This window comes from Microbulbifer mixtoriginis (SeqCode) (assembly GCF_052467235.1).
Genome location: NZ_CP174305.1, coordinates 3999326 through 4016458, shown reverse-complemented (window position 1 = coordinate 4016458; position 17133 = coordinate 3999326). Strand labels below are relative to the sequence as shown.

Here is a 17133-nt window from a genome sequence, read left to right as displayed (position 1 = left end):
TAGACCTTAAAGGGAAATAAATCTAACTTTCAGCAACAGGAAACATAGTCAAGTTTGTATTAATAAATCTATTAACATTCCACAAGCTTAGGCCTGTGTATGTTTCCCTATCTACTTCATCAATTTTATCGAAAAGGATTACCCGTGGGACGTAAATTAATGTGGTCAAGCATTTTGATTGCTTCACTAAGTGGTTGCACCTCCCTCATGGAGAAAACTGTCACAAAAAGAGCACCCTTTGACTTAAACTGTGATGCTAAATCAATGACGATCCATCAACTTGACCGGCGTACATACGGCGCTTCCGGCTGTAATAAGCGCGCCACATACATTTTGAAAGGTCCCTGCGCTGGGCCAGGGAGTGCATGTGTAGCCATAATGAATTCCACCATTGAAGAGCAAAAACTTTAATAACCTCTTAATCTTTAGATATCTGCGAAGTTGAATTTATTTCAAACTTACTTCGCAGATTCATTCCCACTCAAAGGTGTAGATCAACTTTTAAACAAACCTGAAATATCATCAAAATTAATGAACTAATGGAATCTTGAGCAGACAATGAAAGTCAGTACCCAGCGCTTAACCATGCCACTAATCACCGAGGGTGATTGGTCACTTTTTGTAAGTCTGCATACTAACCCTCAAGTAATCCAGTTATGTTTCGATACGCCAGATGAAACAGTATTAAAGTCTAAGTTTGAATCAAGACTTACCCCCTGGGAAGCAAACTCTAATACTTGGTTGTGTATGGTTATTATAGATAAGCTCTCCGGCCAGAAAATGGGTGTAACTGGGTTTCATTTGGAGGATGGCATAGCTGAAGTTGGCTATTTACTGTTACCAGAATTCCATGGAAAAAGTTATGGTACCGAATCGCTTAGCGGCTTAATGGAATGGGCATATTTAGAGCATGGTATTGCGCACTATAAGGCAGTGGTAACAGAAGGCAACATTGCTTCAGAGCGAGTGCTCGGAAAGTGCGGCTTTCATCTTGATATGATCATCCCAGAAGCTCATATGATTGGCGGAAAAACTTATAGCGACCATATTTATTTTCGAAAAATAGAAACTTAGAAATAATTCAACCCTGCTATTTTAGTAATTAAGAGCGGATAGAAGCTTGAAAACTATGATAGTTACTATAAAGTGCCCTCCGTCACCCCTAAAATCATCACTCTTTTGAAGAGCTATTTACTTATAGATATTCTCAAAAGGAATACTAACCAGATACCTCTTTCTTCTGGCTAGCACCAACAAAAAATAGACAAGCAACCAACCCTGCAAGTGCAAGATAAGCATTAACCGTAAACGCCCGGTCAATACCTGAAGAGATATCTGGTGAAAAAGCCACAATAGTCGCATTCATCCCAAGACCAATGGCACCTCCAGCAATTTTAAACATATATATTACGGCTCCGGCCAAACTGGCTCGACTTGGTGATACAGCAGTGATTGCAGCAGTGGTAACTGCAGGGTTAAAGAGGCCAATGCCTGTACCCAACATCATCATACCCGGCAAAAGGCTAATGAATCCGGTATTGTCGCTTAGATGAGACAACATAAACATTCCTACGCACATACAGAGTGTGCCTGCCCCAGCCAACCACCTTGGCCCAATCAGCTCATAAAAACGCCCTGATATATAAGCAAAGATTCCCGAAACAACCATCAATGGAATCAATGACATACCAGATTGCATCGCACTATACCCCTGTGTTTTTGTCAAAAACTGCGGAATATAAAGTAAGGCTGAAAAATATAAAACAGCGACTAACAGGGTAACAACACTTGCTGAAAGAAATTTTTTATTGCCGATAACATCACCTGGAACCAATGCAGTACGCCCTATGCGGCATTCAATAACGGAAAATAAACATATAAAAACTAAAAATATCGTCAACAAAACAATAACCAATGGATGCTTGAAGCCAATCTGCCCAGAAATATCCAACGCAAACAATAGTCCAAATAGTGAAATAGAAAGTGTTGCTACACCTGGATAATCAATTTTCTCTTCTGTCTGCTCTGGTGGTGTAAACGGAACTACTTTCCAGCAGACAAATAGTGCGATTGATGCTATAGGGATATTGATTAAAAAAATCCACCGCCAGCTTAAAAGGTCCGCCAGTATTCCTCCCAGTACTGGGCCTACGGCATTAGCAAAAGCGCAAACTGCCATAATCAGCCCGCCAGCCTGGCCAGAGCGGTCATCGGGCATCAAGTTATAGGTCATCCCCAGAATTGATGGCCACATCAACGCTGCCCCAACTGCCATCAAAGCTCGGGAAATCAACAGCATATTAGCATTAACTGCCAATCCGCCTAAAATGGAGAAAAATATAAAAATCAGGGTACCGCAAAAAAATACACCTCTTCTACCGTAGAGATCAGCAAGCCGGCCACCAGTAATGATCAGCACCCCAAAGACCAGCGCATAGCCATTAATAATCCACTGGGAAGTGGTAATGTCTACATTAAATTCACTTTCAATAGCAGGTAATGCAGGAGCAAAAGCCGTAAAGTCATTTGCCACAAGGAACACAGCCACTGACAAGGCCGCGAGCCCTAAATATTGCTCCTTTCCTAGAGTAGAATTTAGCGCGGGCATTAATTGAAACCTCCTGCGCACTAGATCTCAAATCGAACTCAACACATTATCAAACCATGCTCCTGAGCACATTTACAAACCCAACACAGGATCTTTTAAAACGATTAAGTTTCATTATTACTGCCGTCTCGAGAAGGCTTTTGGTAACTGCCCGGGAAGAAAGAAAACAGCAATCACAAACGCACTAAGAGCAAAATAAGCATTTACCGTATAGGCCCAACCAATACCACTCACCACATCTGGCGCAAAACCTACAATAGCCGCATTGATTCCCAAGCCCAAGGCACCTCCTGCAATCTTGAACATATAAAGAATCGCACTCGCCAAGCTTGAGCGCGCAGAATCTACAACTGATATCGCAGCGGTAGTCACTGCCGGATTGAACAAGCCAATACCAATCCCCAAAATAATCAATCCGGGTATAAGCTCAAGATATTCTGTTTCTTTGTTCAGATAAGATAGTGAAAATATTCCAGCGCCTTTGCAGACAAGTCCCCCACATATCAACAATTTAGCCCCCAGCTGTTTATGCAGAACACCCGATAGATAGGAGGTCAGTGCAAAGGTTGCCATAATGGGGATCATTCCCACACCAGACTGAACTGCCGTAAACCCCCGATATTCAATTAAAAACTGGGGCAAAAACAAAATAACGGCAAAAAACATCACTGCCGATAAAAGAGTAACCAAACTTACCAGGGAAAATGTTTTATTAGAGACAATATCAGCAGGAATTAATGCAATCTCTTGATTGCGCTTTTCCACAATAATAAACAAGCAGATGAACACTAAGAATAGCATTATCAGATAGATCACCAATAGATCCCTGAAACCAATTTCGGCAGCCAAATTCAAAGAAATCAAAAGGCTGAACAGAGAAATGCTCAACGTCAAAACTCCCAGGTAGTCTATCTTCTCTCGTGAAATTTTGGGAACATCATCTGGAACTGACTTCCAGCAAAAACAAATTATGGTAATCGCAAGAGGAATATTTATAAAAAAAATCCACCTCCAACTTAAATATTCAGCCAACACCCCTCCAGCCACAGGCCCAACAATATTTGCCACCCCCAATACTGCCATCAAGCCCCCACCAACCTGCCCAGCATACTCTTTGGGAACCAGGCTATAGGTCATACCTATAATAGAGGGCCACATTAACGCTGCACCTATCCCCATCAGACAGCGGACTACCAGTAACATGGCCATATCAATAGCGAGGCCACCAATTAATGAACAGAGAGCAAAAATGGCCGTTCCCACCATAAATGCACGTTTTCTGCCATAGATATCCGCTATGCGACCGCCAGTGACCACCAAAATACCAAAGACAAGTACATAACCATTAATCACCCATTGCGAAGTGGTGATATCAAATCCAAACTCACGCTGTATAGCTGGCAATGCAGGGGAGAAGGCGCTCATATCAATCGCGATCATAAATAAGGCCAGAGCGGCAGCAAATAAGCCATAAACCTGCCCTCTGGAAATCTGTAGCTGACTCACCCCTATAAATCCCTCAGCAATTCTGCAATCCATTCGGATAGATTCGCAGCTTCCTTCACTTTCATCACATGGTCTTGCACTTCAGTGACTACCCGCCTTCCCGCTCTGGAATTCTAGGAGCGCTCATAAACATGAAAGCAACAACAAAGCCCACAAAAGCAAAACAAGCGTTTACCTCAAATGCCAAGCTAATACCCGATGTGATATCTGGAGAGAAACCCAATATGGCCGCATTTACACCAAGCCCTACCGCTCCACCGGTAATTTTGAGCATATAAATAATAGCACTTGCTAAACTAGCGCGGTTGGGATTTACAACCGCAATAACCATTGTGGTTGTCGAGGGGTTAAACAGCCCCAGGCCAGCGCCTAATATAATCAGCCCTAAGATGTAGTTATACCCTTCTCCCAGCCTGGACAAGTAAAACATCCCCAGGCTCATGCCCAAAATTCCAACACATACCAATATTTTCCCTCCGGTACGCAAATATAATTTACCTGCAATAAAGGACATCATGCCAAAAGCGACCATCATGGGTACCAGGGACAAGCCGGACTGAATAGTAGAGAAACCCCGCACATTGGTTAAGTATTGTGGCAAATACAAGATCACGGAAAAAAAAGTTACGGAGGTAAAAAGGGTAACAGCTCCTGCGGCAAAGAATCGCTTATTCTTAATGATATCCTGAGGTATCAGGGCGAAATCTCGCTCTTTTGTTTCAATCAGTACAAAAGCAACCGTAAACAGAAGAAAGGAGGTTAATAACCCCACTACCAAGGGATTCATAAAGCCATTTTCAGAAGCGAAATTTAAGGCCAAGAGAAAACTTAACAAAGAACCCGTAAGGGTCAAAACCCCCAAATAGTCAATTTTTTCGTTTGGGTCATAAGGTATATCTATCGGGATATATTTCCAGCACATATAGACCGCCGCAGTAGCGATGGGCAAGTTGAAAAAGAATAGCCAGCGCCAACTCAGTAGATCTGCCAACACTCCCCCCACTACTGGCCCCAAAGTATTGGCAAGACCGCAGATGGCCATAATTAATCCGCCGGTTTCCCCTGCGCGTTCTTCTGGCATAAGGTTGTAAGCCATCCCCAGAATTGATGGCCACATTAAGGCGGCCCCAATACCCATTGCAGCCCTGGCAGCCAACAGCATTGGAACATTTACAGCTAGCCCTCCGAGTAGGGAAAAGATAAGGAATATACACGCACCAATGATGAAGGTACGGCGCCGCCCAATAATGTCGGCAATACGGCCACCGGTAACAACCATTACCCCAAAAACCAGCCCATAGCCATTAATTACCCACTGTGAAGTGGTAATATTCATATTCATCTCCCTTTCTATGGCGGGAATCGCCGGGGAGAATGCACTGATATCAATGGCAATGATAAATAGGGCAACATAAATGGCTAATAGGCCTAAACGGTTTGACTGCTGGGTAGGCTCCTGCATATGTGCCATAAATGGTACCAGCTTCAGAAACTCCAATTTGATTGTTAGGCCAGGGGAGTTCGACCACACCATGCAATACGCTAATCTATCGCAGATTCGATTTTTTATCCTAAAACCTGATTACAAAAACCGGTAAGCTTGAAAGGGTCACCCAAAACCGTTTCTTTTGGAGTGCCACAAAGGGTACTACTTAAGCTTAGTTGAGTTTACTCAGCTAAACTCCAATGTATTTAGCAATCTAAATAGCAGAGTTGTGATAATGCGTATACTATTTTTCTTGCTATTACTTATTCAATCCTTACAGCTTGCCGCTGAAGAAACAGCTATAAGTAACCTCAAAGATTTTCAATGGAAAAATCGTATTTTACTGCTAGCAAACCCACCAAAGCCCCCTGAAACCCTAGAGTCACTGCTCAAGCTGGGGCCACAATTTGCTGAGAGGCAACTTCTCTGGTTTTTATTTTCAGGTGACAAAATTGAAACGAATTATGCAGGAAAAATTACCGGGGATTTTGGTAAAAATATTCGCGATGAATATTTCAAGGGAAATAGTGAGCAAGTTGTGCTAATTGGCAAGGATGGCAGAGAAAAATATCGTACAGTTACCTTTTCCCCTGTAGAAATTTTTCAGCGCATAGACCGTATGCCTATGCGCAAGCAGGAGATGCAGGGCAGCCATCAGCCCAGTGAAGTACTTTTGGGTAAATGTACTGTATCTGTTGGTTCATTAAATATTGTACCAAGATTGACCAGAAAGTTTTGCCAGGAATGACTACACCCAATTTCTCCGTCGTGCACCTTGCTCTATATTTACTGCTTCAAACCTTGAGAGGACCTTTGAAGCCACTATAGAAACGGGCCCATCAAGATCCACACTATACCGATAACGATTATAACGGTAGACGCTTCATCCTCATTGGCATATGGGCTTTTCTAGCCCACCATAGGCATTTTATCAATTGAATCTGGCTCACTATTCCAAAGGGAGAGTAGCTTGCTACTTAAGCCCTATCCCTGGCTCTTTTCCCCACCATTTTAAACAAAATCGGGCGAACCTTGGCAAACAGCCACCCCAATGCCTTACCCCCGGCCGTCGTCTCACTTGCCTGGGCATATGTATCCAGCGCCAGTTGACTTTGTACCTGCTGACTTAACAGATCCACTTCTTGATCTAGCTCTATTCCTGTGGCGCTGGCAATACGATTCATACGCTGGAAACTGCCTATTAGCGCGGCCGTATCCACCAGTGCAGAATCACCATGCTCCTTGGATAACTTCTCCCTGGCGAGGACAAGTTGCTGATTATCATCCCCCATAGCAGCGTCCACAAAGCCAATAAGCTCCGCATACTCCCCGGAAATTCCCCCATTACCAGGTCCATTATTTTCACTAGCTGCCACTCTTTCCGAAGAGAGCAAGTCGGTGATATTTTGCTGCTTACCCTGCACCTCTCCGCTTACTTGTAACAACATTGCGTGAGACGCCGAACAATAGAAGCACTCGTTATTCATCGACACCCTGGTAGCGACTAACTCAATTTCTATACGAGATAGTGCACGATCGTGACTCTCACCTACCTGCATGACTTCAGAGGGTAAAAAGTAATAACGATTCTCCATATAGCGCTGACAACGCACCGCCTCTGGCACCAAACTCAAAGCTCTAAGCACATTAGTGGGCTTGGGGACATCCCTATATAAATCTTGCTCCTCCTCGGCACACTGGCTCTTACCGATCATTGGCACCCAGGCTGCACCCTCTTCCAGGCCTTCGGGAATATATTTCGATGGCGATTCATTCACTAAAGTTTGAATTTCTGGCAATGCCTCCAAAGGTAAACCCAGTGCCCGATGGAAGGTATCCACATTCATGACAAATACAACTACAGCGACCAACTCCACATACTGTCCCTTGGAGATTTCTGAGAGTATTAGTCTTTTAAACCACTCTTCACTTAAGCGGGATGAGTCTGTCACTATTCGGTGAACTGTATCGACAATAACTTCAGAAAGTTCCGAATTAGATTCATGCCGCCCCTCCACCTGATAAGGTGAAAGCGCTTTCTTCCGCTCTCGGCAAAATGCACATTCATGTGCTGCACGCACCTCTCTGGCAATGGCAAGGTGCTGCTGGGCAGACCACCAATTACCGGTCTCCCCAATAAACTGCCAGGCTTTTAAATTTGCCTCACGTAGACCTTCACGAATAGGCAACTTCTGTTTCGAGTAATCAAATAGCATTGTTCAATCCGACTCCCTAAAAGGGTTGATACCTTCACCAACAATTACGAAGGAGATTAATATGTAATAAGCAAACATTTCTACATTTATTTTTAGAATTAATTTTTTAAATAAATCGTCCATTTATTTAAAAAAAATAGTCGGAAAATTTACAGCGGGGAAAGGGACCAATACACTTGACAACACCACCCCTAAATAGTGGATCATCAGCTAATTGGCAAATGTATGAATCGGAAATTTTTATAATGAAGGCAATTATTATCGGTGCAACGGGACTGATTGGCAGTGAACTGGTTGAACTGTTGGCAAAGGAATCCGCTATCGATGAGATAATCACTCTTACCCGCCGAAATGTCCCTATTCGCCACCCCAAGGTACGCAATGAAATTGTGGACTTTGAACATCTGACGGACTATGCAGACTTATTCCATGGTGACTTGCTTTTTTCCTGCCTTGGCACTACCAAAAAACAAGCAGGCAGCCTGGAGCAACAACATAAGGTGGATGTGGAGTATCAATACCAGGCGGCAAAGCTCGCCGCGGATAATGGGGTGTCGCATTACCTGCTGGTATCCTCTAGCGGTGCCAATACCAAAAGTGGCAATGCCTACTTGCAAATGAAGGGGGAACTTGAACAGGAAATTTTATCTTTGCCCTTTACACGAACCAGTATCTTTCGCCCTTCCCTACTTTTAGGTGAGCGGGGCGATTCCCGCCCAGCAGAGAAAATTGGCGCCATATTATTACCCTGGATCTGCCGACTCCCCGGACTACAGCGTTATCGCCCAATTGAGGGGGCTCAGGTAGCGGCAAAGATGGTGAGAGAGAGCCTTAAAGAGGGCAAAGGCCAAGAAACCTTCACTCTGGATGAATTGTTTTCCAACTAGCGCCTTTTTGGGCTGGCGATTGAGGCTTTGGCGGCACAGACTATCTCTATAGGATTCCCTTTGCGGTGAACGCCATGTTGTTGTTTGTGCACTATTTATCTAGACTGCTCCTGTCTTTAGCCCCCTCCCTGTTGCTTATCTACGTAGCCTATCACCGGCATAAGCGCCAGTATGGAAGATCCCAGATGGATGATCCCGGATGGAAGATCCCGACTCACCGTTCTTGTCCGATCAATCAGTAATGGGCATTGAAGCCTAAGCCTATGCCCCAGGAATTTACCGGCCTATGCCAGCTGCTGGAACACATAGAAGCCAGCTGCGAGCATACTGAACGGGTCTCCCTAGAGTTGGTAATAGATGCTGTAGGGCTCGGTTCTTATGCGCCCTTTCTGCTGGTGGTGGGATTGATTCTATTTTCCCCCCTAAGCGGCGTGCCCGGCATATCTACCTCCATGGCAGCATTACTCCTACTAGTGGCCATTCAGTTGTTACTGGGGCGCAAACATGTATGGCTACCTCAGTGGCTATTAAACCGTTCGATTTCCAAGAAGAAGCTGACCCGAGCATTGCACTGGTTGAGGCGGCCGGCAGAGTTTGCCGATCGCTGGATGCAGCCACGCCTGCATTTTCTGGTAAAGCGCAGTGGCACCTATGCTATTGCCACTACTTGCTCGCTTATCGCCCTGACAATGCCGCTGATGGAACTGGTGCCCTTTTCGGCCACTACAGCGGGCTTCGCCCTCACTATTTTTGGGCTGGCCTTGGTGGCTCACGATGGCTTGCTAGCGCTGATCGGCTTTACCATGACCGCCCTACTAACCCTACTGCTAGCGCATACCCTGCTGTAAGGCTGACACATCCAACCACTGAAATGCGCCTGTTACTTGGCCAGCCACCGATCCGCACCCAATACTTTCGGGTAATAGGCAAGTGTGGCCAGGGCAAAAAAATCGTAGAGGGCATGCCAGACAACCACCCCCAATAGGCTGCCGCTGGCTTGGTAGACAAAACCAAGGATTAAGCCAAATGCGAAAATTAGCAGCACATAGATCAGCGAAGCCCAGTGAAGAAGGGCAAAAACGAAAGAAGCTCCGAGTAACCCCAGCAGCGGGGAGCTCAGTTGCGACAGCCAGGTTTGCAGAAAGCCACGAAATAACAACTCCTCACAAACACCTGCGGCAAGAGACAACAGTACCACCTGGGCCAAGGGCATTTTGCAGAAAATTGGCGCCAGCTGGGCACAGTACCAACGCAGAGTACGCCCCACGCGATGATGGGCGCGGGTCAATGCCACAACCACAGCAAAGCTAAACAGTGCGCCCAAGACTCCCCAGGCAACAGAACTCCACGGGTCGCCTCTTGCTGGTGATAGCGTCACACCGGAAAGCCAAAGTCCGATCACTGCCAACAACAGGCAAGCCCCCTGCACCCACATCATGGTGCTGAAGATATTTATCTGGCACTTTCTTCCCTGTGACATAGATTCTGACTCCATTCATTAGAGCTGTTTTTTTCCCTCGACGCTTGACCTAATACAGCCTCGCGTTACAACTCCAGAGCATAAAGTGAGTGACTCAGCCGCCCCCTATTACACTCTTGAGGCTCACCTGACCACTGGGCGCTACCATAAGCTCGGCAATCCCACCATCGCGTAATTCCCGCTCCAACTGCAGGGCTTTTTCTTTGGGGGCAAAGTAGGCCTCTATACCGTACTTGATGCGGTAAAATTGCTCTGCACTCCAGGGATTAGCACCGGCAATCCGCCCCTTAAGAAATATCCCCTCGACCGGTTTTTCCAGGCTCGCCGCAGAAAATTCATAAAGCCCTGAGGGGGATTTTTTCAAGGAGACATACACCACCTCTCCCTCTCGTATGCGGCGCTCTTCCGTTAAGGCTGACTTGGCAATACGGGAAAAGTCGTAATTCAAGCGCGCATAGTTGCCGCGAAACAGGGAGCGGGGGTCTACCGGTATCGTTTTTACCCGGATTGGCTCTCCAGTCCAAAGCGGCACCTGTGCCTTTACATACATGCCTACCAGAATCAAAAACTGTGCAGCTATCGCCATACCCAAGGTAAAAGTCAGTCCCTTTTTCATTGTGCTCCCTCCCTGCCCTGGTGGTACTTCCAGTACTTGGCGGCGCCCAATAACAGGCCCGCAAATAAAATAAAGATCAGCGAAGCCCCCAGGTAATCACCGATCAGATCGATATAACGCAGCAATGCAGTGATCAGTATCGACATCACCCCAAGGAAGAAATAATGGGAAATACCATCGTGAATACCCCGGTAAATTAACCAGCTACCACAGCCAATAAGGGCGAAATTGGTAGCCACTTGCAAATACATCGCCAAGTCTTGGTTATCACTGCTGCTGACAGTGATGAGGGCACCAATAAAGAACACATAGAGCAAACCACTCGATATCAAGCGCCTGGCCGGCAGTGCCAACAGCAGAGTAACATTGGCCATCGCGGCCACCACCAGCCACATAGACAACCGGTGTTGCCAATCGGCCTCGATCAACGCCTCCCAAGGCTGTGCGAAGCTGAATACCAACAGGCTGGCCAGGGCAAAACGCAGACACCACACCGAGATCACCGCAGCGTAGTCCTTGGCCACCGGCGAAGCCCTCAGCGCCAGCCAATGACTAAAGGTATACAGCAGAATAAACAGGGAGACCGCCACCGCCAGATTCTCTGAATAAAATTCCAGCCCCGCGCCCAGCTGCTCGCCACGCCAGAATTCCGATAGCGAGAATTCGATCCAGAAGCCGATGCTCACCACAAGCAGCAGCATAAGAATGGTGCTCGCTCGCCCGCGTAAAAGTACATAGAGAGATAGCGCTATAAAGAGCGGGAAGAGCGCCGGGTAATAGCCCATGCTCACCTGTAAAAAGAACCACAGCAGTGCCAGCACATTAGCCTGAATGGCCAGCCAAGGGCTGCGGGTAATCAAGGCAAATGGTAAACAACCCAGTGCCCACCAAAAGATTCCATCGGGCATATGCTCACCCAGATGGTAGATTTGTGCGATCAGGATTATCGCGGCACCAAAAAAGAAGTTCCCCAGCAGAAAGAGCCCTTCGCCGGCACGGCGGCCCCCTGTGCAATAAGCTCGCAAGGCAACACACTGAGTGACCAGCGTGAGCGCAATCAAACCGCCCATACGCGCAGCACGGGGAATTTCCTCCCAGTTGGCGCCAATCAGGGTGATCAGTGCGAGTGCGATAAATAGATAAGCGAGCCCCACTAACACGTTGTAGCCCAGTGAGCGCTGCCGGGCACTGCGATAATCCACCTGGTAGCGGGCGCAGATTAGCTCTGCCTGTGCCTCGCTAATCACCCCGTCATCGACCCAATCCTCGGCTTCACGCGCCAAGTCATATTTCAATAAGCGTATCAATCGCATACCACTGTCCTGCGGCCAAATATCCATTGCGGCGCTGTTCAGCGCCCGCTGTAAGTCTTTGGAGTATCTCTGATGTCGTCTCCATCCACAATCTAATAACCAAGCCGGTCAAGCCCCAGGACAGCAAAATAGCGACAAGCTATCTGACACATTTAAATTGTTAATTTTTATCAAAATGAAACCATCAATAGTATTAGTCCTATAGAAATTACTGACACAACGCGGTATTCACTTAAGGAGTTACCCATGTCCCGTTACATCGAATCTGAACTTAAACCTTTCAACGCCAAAGCCTACCAAAATGGCGAGTTTCACGACGTCAGCGATGCCGATGTCAAAGGCAAGTGGGCGGTATTCTTCTTTTACCCCGCCGACTTCACCTTTGTTTGCCCCACCGAGCTGGGCGATCTGGCCGACAACTATGAAGAGTTCAAGAAGTTGGGAGTGGAGATTTACTCCGTATCCACCGATACCCACTTCACCCATAAAGCGTGGCACGATTCCTCTGAAACCATCGGTAAGATCCAGTACCCGATGATTGGTGATCCCACCGGCACTATCACCCGCAACTTCGGCGTAATGATTGAGGAAGAAGGTATCGCAGACCGCGGCACCTTTGTGATCGACCCGGAAGGCCGTATTCAGATCGTTGAGATCACTGCAGGTGGTATTGGCCGCGACGCCAACGAACTGCTACGTAAAATCAAGGCCGCCCAGTACGTTGCCGAACACCCCGGTGAGGTATGCCCGGCCAAGTGGAAGGAAGGCGAGGAAACCTTAGCCCCGTCTCTCGACCTGGTAGGTAAGATTTAAGTTTTCCCAAGCCCTCACAGGATTGGAACTGGCTTTGCCCACTCTTTGGTGGGCATTGTCATTTATAAATTCTGACAAACTGATCCGAACAAATTCAATAGAGTAAGCATTACCACTGATTTCTTTTCAGAAAAAGCTCACCTGATCATCACAAATTTGAGTGCAGTAAGAATCTAGTTCTCCCTACTTTTGATGATACGATCGCACTCGGATAATAACTGAATAGCCAATAATGATTCATCCATAGGAGCCTGAGGGCATTCAGTGCGTCCTGCAGCAAGACACCGTTGTACAGCGGCAGCCTCATAAATGAGCCCCTCTGAACTTGGAAAGTTAAATTCCCCCTGAATACTAGGGAGATGGAAAACCTGTGTTTCAACAACATTTTTTGGATTACGGCGGCTTCCACCGTACTTAATTAATGAAAGACATGTTGGACTATGCGCGGGGGCTTGCACTCTAATCCGACCTTTCGACCCATATATATCCATCTCCTCCGCACCTTCATATAAAATGCTCCAGGTTGCTATTGCTGTTGATGACCCTTCAAAATGGATATGCATTGCGCCTGCGGCCACTTGCCCAAAACCATAGCCATCAATTACTCCAGCACAGTCAGCTTCTTTAATATTACTTCCACCAAATATTAAAGCTTGATGAATAGGGTAAACCCCAGCATCGAAGCTGCCTCCTGTTTTCCAGGTTGGCGAATTTAATCCTTCATCACGCTTTAGGTCAAAACTTAAATCTGCTCTAACTTGCTGGACCTCTCCGATATCACCACTTTCAACTATTTTTCGTGAGTATTCAATTGCTGGAAAGAAACGCATCCACATAGCCTCACTACAAAACAGGCCTTTTTCCCTGGACAGAACTTTTATTTTAACGATATCTTCTACAGAAAGAGCGACTGGCTTTTCAATAAAGACATGTTTTCCTGCATTTAGAGCCAAAATGGCATGTTCAGCATGAGACTCTGTTGTGGTTGCGATATAGACTATATCTACAAGAGGGTCACTCACCAAGTTTGCATAATTCCCATAATATCTTTTAGCCCCATGCAATATTGCAAATGCCTGCGCACGGCCAATATCCCTTGCCGCAACTGCATAGACTTGGGCTGACTCAAGAAAATTCAGCACCAAGGCAAAGTCGTTTGCAATTTTCCCACAACCAATAAAACCCCACCTATACACCCGCTCACTTTCCATAGGTAGATTATCCATAGGCGATACAACCATACCCGACGCGGATGTATATAGGCTCACTGGGTTTATCTCCAATAAAATTGTTAAACACCAGTGTAATGAAAAAGAGGGATGTACCGCCAAACAAACGTGGCAGAGCTCAAAGGTTGAAGCAATCCAAGACTGCGACCAATTAGTCACCGAGTTAAAATGACAGTTTTTAATGACCCTTGGCTGACTTTTAAATAACACCTTTTAGGAGATCTTAATTCTTATAAGGGTAGGTAGTAGCTATAGCAATATTTCATTAATCGAGATATTCAACCAACACAATATACTTACCTCCAGTACTACACCTTAATTAAATTAATCAAACCATCATGTACCAGCTATTTATTGCCAATAAAAACTACTCTTCATGGTCTTTAAGAGTTTGGCTCTTAATGAAGGAGATGTGTATACCGTTCGAGGAAAAAATGATCACTTTTGAGGGTGGGGATAGTTGGAAAAAATTTTCCAGTTTCTCACCTAGCGGAAAACTACCTTGCCTGAAAGATAACAATCTCTTAATCTGGGATTCTCTTTCAATTACAGAGTATCTAGCCGAAAAAATCTCTCTCATCTGGCCAATGAATAGGTCTGCCAGAGCTTGGGCGCGCAGTATTTCAGCAGAAATGCACTCAGACTTTGAATTCTTCAATAGCAAATCGCTAAGCTGCGCGACAGAAGTTAACACCCCAGTAATACCAGATAATCTTAGTAAAGCGGTCACCCGAATTGATGATCTGGTGCAGGAAGGACTTGGAAATTTTGGTGGCCCTTTCCTTGCCGGCGAAAAGTTTACCGCCGCAGATGCATTCTACTCTCCAACAATCATTAAAATAAATAACTACAATTTATCAGTTAGCACAGAGACAAACCAATATTTCAACAAGATATTGGCTTTACCAAATTTAAAGGAATGGATAGGTCAGGCCATACAGGAACCATGGAAAGTTTCAGAATATGAAGAAATGGAAAAGGATATTGGGAGGATAATAAGAGACAAGAGAGGACAAGGATAAACTATAGATATCCCACTTCCAGCTAAACCCAATTTAAACTAAGGCTTCATAGGGTTGAACAACAGATGTGTTGTAGATCTTACAGAGAGCTAACCAGGCTAAGCCCCCTGTACCCCCCGAAAGATTAGCCAATCCAAGACTTGGAATTATGGTGAAAACCCACCCCAAAGCCTCTCGATAATAGCAAATGTCCAGAGATTATTGATAAAAAATACAAAGTAACCTAGCTATTATCATGATCAACTATATAGATTGCCACCTGTGACACACTACCTACAAACACCCCTTACCTACCAAACGATAAAGATTCTTCAATCCAAATTGAGCTGACTATCTACACCTATAGCATTAATAAAACTCAGATCATGTGAGACCAATAAGACAGCACCAGAAAAATCCATAATGGCATTTACTAATAGCTGGCGGGAATCCAGATCCAAGTGATTATCTGGCTCGTCTAGCAGTATCAAGTCTGTGGCAATGGTGCCCCGTGTAACGGCAAGTAATGCCACTTTTAGTTGCTCCCCTCCACTTAGGAGCCTGAGAGGCAGCAGCGGCGTATCTCCCCTTAGCCGCAAACTACCTAGCATGGTACGCCATTCAGATTCTTTTCTACCGGGGTGAAGATAGAAAAGATTCTCTAAGGCGGATAACTCTTTATTGAGAAAACTGAAGCCCTGGTCTAAATAACACAAACTTCCACGAGTTTGGCAGACGCCACTTAGAGCTTTTAGCTGACCAGCTATGACCTTTAGCAGAGTGGATTTTCCACTACCATTGCCACCCGCTATCCTCCAACGTTCCCCCTTGCGGACTGTTAAAGATATAGGCTTATCATGAGAACCATATGGGAGCTGCAAATTTTCAAGATGTAATTGTATTGACTTGCGAGAATCACACTTAGTGAGGGATAGCTTTTGCGGTCTTAGTCTCTGTGACTCAATTACTGTTATTTTACTTATTTCCTCTCTTTTTTTCTCTAACTGTAACTGGCGCTGCTCTAACTTTCGCTTTAATTTTCCAAGACCTTTCCCTGCGCGATCTTTTTGTGAGTCCATAAGACTCTTACTTTGAGAGTTCCGCTTGCCTTTTCCCTGCCGTTGTCTAGTAGCGAAATTATGCAGACTTTTCTGCCTGACATTATTTAGTTGGTTGAACTCTTTTCGATTATCCTCTGCCCTTTGGAGCAGGGCTGCTTGCTCTGATTCTTTTTGTTGCATATACGCACTGTATGCGCCGCCATAGGTTTTCAATCCTCGCTGATAAATCTCTATTATTTGTCGGACATTTTCCAGCAGCTCTACATCATGACTGGCGACCAGTGCCCCTCCTGCATGATTTAAGATTTTCTCTTGCAGCCACTCCCGCCCACTCTGATCAAGATGATTGCTAGGCTCATCTAGCAGTAAGTAGTCACTTGAGAGAGAAAATGCATAGGCAAGGCTTAACTTGGCTCTCTGACCACCACTCAATCGTTCTATCGGCGTATCCAATGGCGCATTGATTTTTGCTTCCTCTAGCTGGCGCTGCCAAGTAAGAGGCAGATGCCAATAGTCCGCAACGGATATCAGGTCATCCTCTGATGCATGCCCTTGCTCTACCCGTAAAAAAACTTCATACAAATGGCCATCTGCAAGACAATCGACGATCCGCAAATCAAGTCGGGGATTAAGCTGTTTCACCAGATGATGGCGTCTTCTCCAAGAGACCTTACCACCAGTAACGGAAGCTTGACCGTGAAGAACACTTAGTAGTGTGGATTTCCCGCTGCCATTAGGTGCAACTAATCCAGTGATTCCAATAGGTAATTCCAAGCTTACTTTATGGAAAATCGGGGTGTCCCCAAATATCAGGGAGATGTTTTCAAGAGTACAAATAGCTGTCATATGCCCTCCGATCATAGGACCGTGCGGCGTATTTCTGCTATCAGCCAAGATAGGTGTTTGAGGAAGATACG

The 17133-nt window shown here is 45.7% G+C and carries 15 protein-coding genes; 6 read left to right on the top strand and 9 right to left on the bottom strand.

The annotated features are described in order from the left end of the window. The first annotated feature begins 558 nt into the window (after nucleotides 1-558). Entirely contained in the window at nucleotides 559-1074 is a 516-nt protein-coding gene (locus tag ACJJIO_RS17475) for a GNAT family N-acetyltransferase (RefSeq protein ID WP_444909241.1), read from the top strand. Between the two features lie 145 nt (nucleotides 1075-1219). Here the strand turns inward: ACJJIO_RS17475 and ACJJIO_RS17470 are convergent, their stop codons facing one another. The 3 genes from ACJJIO_RS17470 to ACJJIO_RS17460 form a co-directional block, all read right to left on the bottom strand. Further along, nucleotides 1220-2608: an MFS transporter gene (locus ACJJIO_RS17470; protein ID WP_444909240.1), complete on the bottom strand. Its 1389-nt coding sequence runs from the start codon at nucleotides 2606-2608 to the stop codon at nucleotides 1220-1222. Nucleotides 2609-2725: 117 nt separating this feature from the next. Then, complete coding sequence (locus tag ACJJIO_RS17465; RefSeq protein ID WP_252082153.1) at nucleotides 2726-4114, bottom strand: MFS transporter; 1389 nt, start codon at nucleotides 4112-4114, stop codon at nucleotides 2726-2728. 88 nt (nucleotides 4115-4202) lie between these two features. Then, on the bottom strand, nucleotides 4203-5585 hold the full coding sequence (locus ACJJIO_RS17460) for an MFS transporter (protein ID WP_252082154.1): 1383 nt from the start codon (nucleotides 5583-5585) through the stop codon (nucleotides 4203-4205). A 250-nt stretch (nucleotides 5586-5835) separates the two neighbouring features. Between ACJJIO_RS17460 and ACJJIO_RS17455 the strand changes: the two genes are divergently transcribed. Continuing rightward, complete coding sequence (locus ACJJIO_RS17455; protein WP_444900427.1) at nucleotides 5836-6348, top strand: DUF4174 domain-containing protein; 513 nt, start codon at nucleotides 5836-5838, stop codon at nucleotides 6346-6348. A gap of 229 nt (nucleotides 6349-6577) precedes the next feature. Here ACJJIO_RS17455 and ACJJIO_RS17450 read toward each other — a convergent pair whose 3' ends face one another. Further along, nucleotides 6578-7816 carry an alkylhydroperoxidase-related (seleno)protein gene (locus tag ACJJIO_RS17450; protein WP_444909239.1) on the bottom strand — a complete coding sequence of 413 codons (1239 nt, stop codon included), beginning with the start codon at nucleotides 7814-7816 and terminating at the stop codon, nucleotides 6578-6580. A gap of 245 nt (nucleotides 7817-8061) precedes the next feature. On the opposite strand from ACJJIO_RS17450, the gene ACJJIO_RS17445 reads away from it, so the two are divergent. Both ACJJIO_RS17445 and ACJJIO_RS17440 read left to right on the top strand, forming a co-directional pair. Next, nucleotides 8062-8703 (top strand): NAD-dependent epimerase/dehydratase family protein, encoded by a 642-nt coding sequence (locus ACJJIO_RS17445; RefSeq protein WP_444884421.1) that lies wholly within the window; start codon nucleotides 8062-8064, stop codon nucleotides 8701-8703. Nucleotides 8704-8966: 263 nt separating this feature from the next. Next, nucleotides 8967-9551, top strand: coding sequence for an exopolysaccharide biosynthesis protein (locus tag ACJJIO_RS17440; protein WP_444884420.1), 585 nt, complete (start codon nucleotides 8967-8969; stop codon nucleotides 9549-9551). Nucleotides 9552-9583: 32 nt separating this feature from the next. On the opposite strand, the gene ACJJIO_RS17435 is transcribed toward ACJJIO_RS17440, so the two are convergent. From ACJJIO_RS17435 to ACJJIO_RS17425, 3 genes are all read right to left on the bottom strand, one after another. Beyond that, nucleotides 9584-10183, bottom strand: a complete 600-nt coding sequence (locus ACJJIO_RS17435; protein ID WP_444909238.1) for a CPBP family intramembrane glutamic endopeptidase — start codon at nucleotides 10181-10183, stop codon at nucleotides 9584-9586. A 94-nt stretch (nucleotides 10184-10277) separates the two neighbouring features. Then, the gene (locus ACJJIO_RS17430) at nucleotides 10278-10799 is read right to left on the bottom strand and encodes a GDYXXLXY domain-containing protein (RefSeq protein ID WP_444909237.1); all 522 of its coding nucleotides are present in this window, start codon (nucleotides 10797-10799) and stop codon (nucleotides 10278-10280) included. Further along, the gene (locus ACJJIO_RS17425; RefSeq protein ID WP_444909236.1) at nucleotides 10796-12112 is read right to left on the bottom strand and encodes a DUF2157 domain-containing protein; all 1317 of its coding nucleotides are present in this window, start codon (nucleotides 12110-12112) and stop codon (nucleotides 10796-10798) included. Before ACJJIO_RS17425 ends, ACJJIO_RS17430 begins: the two co-directional genes overlap by 4 nt. 246 nt (nucleotides 12113-12358) lie before the next feature. Here ACJJIO_RS17425 and ahpC point away from each other — a divergent pair, with 246 nt between their 5' ends. Further along, on the top strand, nucleotides 12359-12925 hold the full coding sequence (gene ahpC, locus ACJJIO_RS17420) for an alkyl hydroperoxide reductase subunit C (RefSeq protein WP_444884416.1): 567 nt from the start codon (nucleotides 12359-12361) through the stop codon (nucleotides 12923-12925). 173 nt (nucleotides 12926-13098) lie between these two features. On the opposite strand, the gene ACJJIO_RS17415 is transcribed toward ahpC, so the two are convergent. Continuing rightward, entirely contained in the window at nucleotides 13099-14151 is a 1053-nt protein-coding gene (locus ACJJIO_RS17415) for a Gfo/Idh/MocA family protein (RefSeq protein WP_444909235.1), read from the bottom strand. Between the two features lie 341 nt (nucleotides 14152-14492). Here ACJJIO_RS17415 and ACJJIO_RS17410 point away from each other — a divergent pair, with 341 nt between their 5' ends. Beyond that, complete coding sequence (locus ACJJIO_RS17410; RefSeq protein ID WP_252082164.1) at nucleotides 14493-15176, top strand: glutathione S-transferase N-terminal domain-containing protein; 684 nt, start codon at nucleotides 14493-14495, stop codon at nucleotides 15174-15176. A gap of 311 nt (nucleotides 15177-15487) precedes the next feature. Here the strand turns inward: ACJJIO_RS17410 and ACJJIO_RS17405 are convergent, their stop codons facing one another. Beyond that, on the bottom strand, nucleotides 15488-17062 hold the full coding sequence (locus tag ACJJIO_RS17405) for an ATP-binding cassette domain-containing protein (RefSeq protein ID WP_252082165.1): 1575 nt from the start codon (nucleotides 17060-17062) through the stop codon (nucleotides 15488-15490). Nucleotides 17063-17133: the final 71 nt, after the last annotated feature.

Excerpts from the sequence above, each read along its gene's own strand:
- ACJJIO_RS17475 (WP_444909241.1), top strand. The coding sequence starts at position 559 with ATGAAAGTCAGTACCCAGCGCTTAACCATGCCACTAATCACCGAGGGT.
- ACJJIO_RS17470 (WP_444909240.1), bottom strand. The coding sequence starts at position 2,608 with ATGCCCGCGCTAAATTCTACTCTAGGAAAGGAGCAATATTTAGGGCTC.
- ACJJIO_RS17460 (WP_252082154.1), bottom strand. The coding sequence starts at position 5,585 with ATGGCACATATGCAGGAGCCTACCCAGCAGTCAAACCGTTTAGGCCTA.
- ACJJIO_RS17455 (WP_444900427.1), top strand. The coding sequence starts at position 5,836 with ATGCGTATACTATTTTTCTTGCTATTACTTATTCAATCCTTACAGCTT.
- ACJJIO_RS17450 (WP_444909239.1), bottom strand. The coding sequence starts at position 7,816 with ATGCTATTTGATTACTCGAAACAGAAGTTGCCTATTCGTGAAGGTCTA.
- ACJJIO_RS17445 (WP_444884421.1), top strand. The coding sequence starts at position 8,062 with ATGAAGGCAATTATTATCGGTGCAACGGGACTGATTGGCAGTGAACTG.
- ACJJIO_RS17440 (WP_444884420.1), top strand. The coding sequence starts at position 8,967 with ATGCCCCAGGAATTTACCGGCCTATGCCAGCTGCTGGAACACATAGAA.
- ACJJIO_RS17435 (WP_444909238.1), bottom strand. The coding sequence starts at position 10,183 with ATGTCACAGGGAAGAAAGTGCCAGATAAATATCTTCAGCACCATGATG.
- ACJJIO_RS17430 (WP_444909237.1), bottom strand. The coding sequence starts at position 10,799 with ATGAAAAAGGGACTGACTTTTACCTTGGGTATGGCGATAGCTGCACAG.
- ACJJIO_RS17425 (WP_444909236.1), bottom strand. The coding sequence starts at position 12,112 with ATGCGATTGATACGCTTATTGAAATATGACTTGGCGCGTGAAGCCGAG.
- ahpC (WP_444884416.1), top strand. The coding sequence starts at position 12,359 with ATGTCCCGTTACATCGAATCTGAACTTAAACCTTTCAACGCCAAAGCC.
- ACJJIO_RS17415 (WP_444909235.1), bottom strand. The coding sequence starts at position 14,151 with ATGGATAATCTACCTATGGAAAGTGAGCGGGTGTATAGGTGGGGTTTT.
- ACJJIO_RS17410 (WP_252082164.1), top strand. The coding sequence starts at position 14,493 with ATGTACCAGCTATTTATTGCCAATAAAAACTACTCTTCATGGTCTTTA.
- ACJJIO_RS17405 (WP_252082165.1), bottom strand. The coding sequence starts at position 17,062 with ATGACAGCTATTTGTACTCTTGAAAACATCTCCCTGATATTTGGGGAC.